Annotated in this window: 1 protein-coding gene; it reads left to right on the plus strand. The window is 68.9% G+C overall.

What is annotated here, in order from left to right; translation table 11 throughout:
• Window positions 1–125: 125 nt before the first annotated feature.
• Window positions 126–1099, plus strand: a 974-nt coding sequence (locus tag JYJ84_RS37275; protein ID WP_205190356.1) for a sugar-binding transcriptional regulator, incomplete at its 3' end; no start/stop codon positions are given.

Here is a 1099-nt window from a genome sequence, read left to right on the forward strand (position 1 = left end):
TGCGCGAACGCCTCGATGCGTTCCGCGCGCTGTACCGCCACGTGCGGCCGCTGTACGAACCGTCGCGCGCACGGCTCGCGTAAGCGCCGGCAGGTCGCGCGCCGGCCGGCGGCCAGGTGCGCGACATGCGGTACAGTGGATGCCGTCATGCGGCCCGCCCAGATCCAAACCGAATCGCTATCGTGTCCAAGTCCTCAGAAAAACTCGATCTCGCCACGCGTGCCGCGTGGCTCTACTACGTCGCGGGCGACACGCAGAACGAAATCGCGGAAAAGCTGCAGGTGTCGCGCCCGGTCGCGCAGCGCCTCGTCGCATTCGCGGTCGAGAAGAACCTGATCCGCGTGCGCGTCGACCACCAGCTCGCCGACTGTCTCGATCTCGGCGCGCAGCTGTCGAAGCGTTACGGCCTCGCGATGTGTGAAGTCGTGCCCGTCGATGCCGATGCACCGGATGCGATCGACCGCAAGCTCGCGGTCGCCGGCGCGCAGGTGATGGAGCGCTACCTGAACGAAACGCGGCCGATGGTGATCGCGGTCAGCAGCGGCCGGACGCTGAAGGCCGCGGTCGCGCAGATCGCGCAGATCGACCGGCCGCAGCACCGGCTCGTGTCGATGGTCGGCGCGATCGCGGCCGACGGTTCGTCGAACCGCTACGACGTCGCGCAGTACATCTCCGAGAAAACCGGCAGCAAGCACTTCCTGCTGCCCGCGCCGCTGTTCGCCGACAGCGACGCCGAGCGCGCGCAGTGGTGCAATCACCGGCTGTACCGGATCGTCGAGGCGCTGTCGGGCAAGGCCGATGTAGCATTCGTCGGGATCGGCAACATCGGCCCGCACTGCCCGCTCTACGAAGACGGCTTCATCACCGAACAGGAACGCGACGAGATGACCGCGCTCGGCGCGGTGGCCGAACTGCTCGGCGTGCCGATCGACGCGCAGGGCACGCAGATCGCCGTATCGACGAGCGCGCGCGTGACGAGCGTCGCGCTCGCCACGCCGCCGAAGCGCCCGACGATCGCGTTCGCCGGCGGCCCGAAGAAACGCGACGCGGTGATCGCCGCATTGCGCGGCGGCTGGCTGTCGGGGCTCGTCACCGACGA

The sequence above is a fragment of the Burkholderia sp. LMG 13014 genome (genome assembly GCF_905232215.1).
GTDB lineage: Bacteria > Pseudomonadota > Gammaproteobacteria > Burkholderiales > Burkholderiaceae > Burkholderia.